This is a genomic window from Chitinophaga sp., assembly GCF_036569125.1.
Classification (GTDB): domain Bacteria; phylum Bacteroidota; class Bacteroidia; order Chitinophagales; family Chitinophagaceae; genus Chitinophaga.
The window spans coordinates 1-3485 of sequence record NZ_DATCRF010000568.1 but is presented as its reverse complement, the minus strand read 5'-3'; the positions used below and the strand labels follow the sequence as shown (position 1 = coordinate 3485).

The following is a 3485-nucleotide window of genomic DNA, read 5'->3' as shown; positions in this document are numbered from 1 at the left end:
AACCTATATACACCACTGTAAGGTAACAGAGGTGATAGCAGGCAAAAAGCTCACCTACAGCTGGCGCTATGAGGGGCTTCCCGGCGAATCTTTTGTAACCATGGAGCTGTTCCCCGAGGGAGATAAAACGCGTTTGAAGCTCACCCACACAGGCCTGGAAACCTTCCCCGCCGCAAAAGACTTTGCAAGAGAAAGCTTCCAGAAAGGCTGGACACAGATCATTGGCACCCAGCTCAAAGATTTTGTGGAGAAACCTGTTCAGCAGGATTAAACACTGCTGTTATGAAAATATCGTTCACCAGCATGAAAGCTAAAAGCCCGGGAGTCATATTTAAAAAACCGCCCGCTAAAACCGATGGGGCTTTGAAGCCGTGCCGGATGATACCAGCAGTAACAAAATGTAAAATGTAAAACGCTAAATTTCAAATGTAAAAGTCAGCTATGTGCAGTACTATTGAATCAACTTTTATATTTTTCATTTAAGATTTTACATTTTACATTCCCCCTATGATGTAGTAATGATGTACCACCCAACTATCTGCTTATAAAACTTTTATTTCTATCTTCAGCCTCTATAGAGCAAATCAGCGTTTACCCGTTTTAAAAGCAGAAATTCTTTCCAATGACTTCAAGAAGATCATTTATCAAAGCTACTACATTAGCTTCGGCCGGCTTACTCGTGCGGCCTTCCGCGTTATTTCCCGCACCCTCAAAATACATAGGGCTGCAGCTGTACACCGTGCGCGATGCCATGCAGAAAGATCCCGCAGGTACCTTACAGCGGGTGGCTAAGCTGGGTTTTAACTCCCTGGAAGGCGCCACCTACACCGGCACCCAGCAATTTTATGGTATGGATGCCAAAGCCTTTGCCGCCCTGTTAAAACAACAGGGGCTAGCTATGCCCAGCAGCCATTGCCGTTTGGGCGAGCAGCAGATGAAAGGCGCTGATGTGCAGGGCACCATGCTGCACGAATGGAGCAAAGCGGTGGATGATGCAGCCGCCGTAGGTATTAAATACATGGTATGCGCTTTCCTGGCGCCCGAGGAGCGTGGTAACCTGGACCACTACAAACAGCTGGCGGAACATTTTAACAAGGCCGGCGAAGCCTGTAAAAAAGCCGGCATCCAGTTCTGCTACCACAACCACGACTTTGAATTTCAGCAGCAGGATGGCCAATACCCGTACGACCTGTTGTTAAAGAATACAGATGCTAACCTGGTAAAAATGGAAATGGATATTTACTGGGTTACCAAAGCCGGCCTGGATCCGGTGAACCTCATTAATGAGCACAAAGGCCGTTTTCCGCTCTGGCATGTAAAGGATATGGATAATACGCCGGAACATATGTTCACCGAAGTAGGCAACGGCACCATCAACTTTAAGAAAATATTCCAGCATGCGCAGGCTGCCGGTTTAAAATACTTTTTTGTGGAGCAGGATAAATGCCCCGGCGATCCGTTTGCCAGCATTGCCAAAAGCATCTCTTACATTAAAAAGAACCTGGTATAAAACAGCTACTGCTCCATTTTAGCGGAGGAGAACTGTAACAGGAAATCAAATAAGGTGGTTTCCGTTGGCAGCTGCAGCTTTCTTCTTAACCGGTAACGGGCCAGCTCTACGCCCCGTACGGATATGCTGGAAAGCTGCGCTATTTCCTTACTACTCAGGTTCATGCGCAGGTACGTGCACAGCTTTAGTTCTGCAGGACTTAGCTGGGGATATTTTGCTTTCAGCACACCCAGGAAATCCGCATGGGTCTTATCGAAATGGATGGCAAAATTTTCCCAGTCCTGGTCTACCCGCGTTTCTGCGCTCAGGGTCTGGAAGATCTTCTTAAAATCTTTCACCGCCTTTTCATCATGAAAATTCTTTTTCAGGCGCAGCATTTCATCTTTGATGGTGGCTAACAGCTCTCCTTTTTGCACCAGGTGCATGGCGGCCGATGCTATTTCGGAGTTCTTGTATTCCAGCTCCAGCTCCAGTTTTTCATTCCGCAGCTTTACAATCTCTTTCTCTGATTTTTCCAGCTCCAGCTGGTGCAGGTATAACAGGCGCTGTTGTTCGGCCTCATGTTTTTTGCGCTGCTGAATGAACAGCTTGCGCAGCCACACATAAGCCAGGAACAGGGTGGCTGCAAACAGCAGCGAATACAGCACATAGGCCCAGGTGGTGCGGTACCAGGGCGGCAGTATGGTAAACGTGTAATGGCTAACGTTAGATGAGTTGCCCAGGTTATTCTGGGCTTTTACCGCAAAGGTGTAAGTGCCTGCAGGCAGGTTGGTATAGTCTTTTTCCGTTTTCCGCGACCAGGCCGACCAGCTTTTGTCAAACCCCTGCAGGTAATAGCTGTACTCCACACTGTTCTGGTTCACATAAAAAGGGGAGGAGTATTCAAAGTGAAAGGAGTTAAAGTGGTAGGCCATTCTGGGCGCAGGCTGCTTAGCTTCGGGGTAGTAACCGCCAAACAGCAGGCTGTCTGTTTGCCCTGTGGCGTTCACGGACCGCAGCTGTATGTTCAGCTGGTGATTGCTTTTTTTATACTGCTCAAAATTAATATGGTAAAAGCCTTTTTCCGCCCCTGCCAGTATATTGTATTTGTTGTAAGGGTACACATATTCAAAGTTGCTCACCATTTTGCCGTTCAGCTCCGGGAAGTAAATGATCCTGGGCTGCGCGCCTGAAAAATCTGCCACGCCCAGGTTCTTGGCTGCTATAAACCAGATGTTGCCATCCGCATCTTCTTTCAGGTAGCGGATTTGTTTTGTTCCGAACAGCTGCCGGAAATAAGGATCCGGTGCAAAACGTTTAGTGGCGGCATTGTACGCATAAATACCCTGTCCGGTGGTAACAACAATATGCCCTTTTATTTTAAACAGGTTATTCATGGTTAAAGGCGGCAAACCATCCTGCTCTGTAAATTTTTGCACTATTGTTTTGCCGTTTGGCTGTAACGTAATGCGGAATACACCACGGTACGGGTGCGCCATCCATACGGTATGCGCATCTTCAGCAACCATGTACCGGGCCCCGGCATTCAGGTTGGGCAGGTTGCCATTTGAGGTAAAGGAATGATGCTGGTAACGTATTACATCCAGCCCGTTATAGTTGCCTGCCAGCACGGTGCCGGTATCAGCCAGCGGTAAAAAGTTCCAGTAACCTGCGCTGGTGTTAATGGGTGATGCGGTACCATCCTGTATTTCAAAAGCCCCTTCATGGTTAGCCATCAGCAGATGATCTGCTACAGTGAACAGTCCCCAGGCAGGGGCCTTGGTACCGGTGACCGGCGTAAAATCGCCATTGGCAAAGCTCAGGTCCTGCGCAGCAGGTATAGGTACGGTGTACAGGCCATTAGAAGTACCTATATATAAATGCTGCTTAAAAAGAATGGCGGAGTAACCGGCGCCTTCGTTCAGCTTTTCGGGGTAAATATGTTTAATAGCATTGTCATAGGCCATAAAGCCAATACCATTATCCAGGCCTAACC

General features: G+C 47.9%; 3 protein-coding genes. 2 read left to right on the top strand and 1 reads right to left on the bottom strand.

Features of this window, described 5'->3' with window-relative positions:
* Both VIM87_RS21385 and VIM87_RS21380 read left to right on the top strand, forming a co-directional pair.
* Positions 1-271, top strand: a 271-nt coding sequence (locus VIM87_RS21385) for an SRPBCC domain-containing protein (protein WP_331998975.1), incomplete at its 5' end; no start/stop codon positions are given.
* Between the two features lie 351 nt (positions 272-622).
* On the top strand, positions 623-1510 hold the full coding sequence (locus tag VIM87_RS21380) for a sugar phosphate isomerase/epimerase (RefSeq protein ID WP_331998974.1): 888 nt from the start codon (positions 623-625) through the stop codon (positions 1508-1510).
* Positions 1511-1515: 5 nt separating this feature from the next.
* Here the strand turns inward: VIM87_RS21380 and VIM87_RS21375 are convergent.
* On the bottom strand, positions 1516-3485 hold a 1970-nt coding region (locus tag VIM87_RS21375), incomplete at its 5' end, for a helix-turn-helix and ligand-binding sensor domain-containing protein (RefSeq protein WP_331998973.1).